This window comes from Belnapia sp. AC561, from assembly GCF_979252845.1.
The window spans coordinates 1-252 of record NZ_CEEDBP010000346.1 but is presented as its reverse complement, the minus strand read 5'-3'; the positions used below and the strand labels follow the sequence as shown (position 1 = coordinate 252).

1 protein-coding gene is annotated in these 252 nt (G+C 64.7%); it reads left to right on the top strand.

Annotation, left to right across the window (positions count from 1 at the left end; all coding sequences use genetic code 11):
- Complete coding sequence (locus tag AC0IW9_RS31365; protein ID WP_471652197.1) at positions 1-135, top strand: DUF952 domain-containing protein; 135 nt, start codon at positions 1-3, stop codon at positions 133-135.
- Positions 136-252 lie beyond the last annotated feature (117 nt).

Here is a 252-nt window from a genome sequence, read left to right as displayed (position 1 = left end):
CTGAAGTGGGAGGAAAGCCGTGGCGGCCAGCTCTTCCCGCATCTTTACGGCCCGCTGCTCCTGGAAACCGTCATCGCTTACGGCCCGCTCGAACGTGATGACGATGGCGTGGTGAAATTGCCCGTCGCGGGTTGAAGGCTGCGCGCAACCGAACCGCGCCTTCGCCGGTTTGACCGGAATGACCCACACACCTCCCGTCCCCGCCGGCAATCAATCGCCCTACCCGCTCCAGACGCCACCCAAGCCACACAC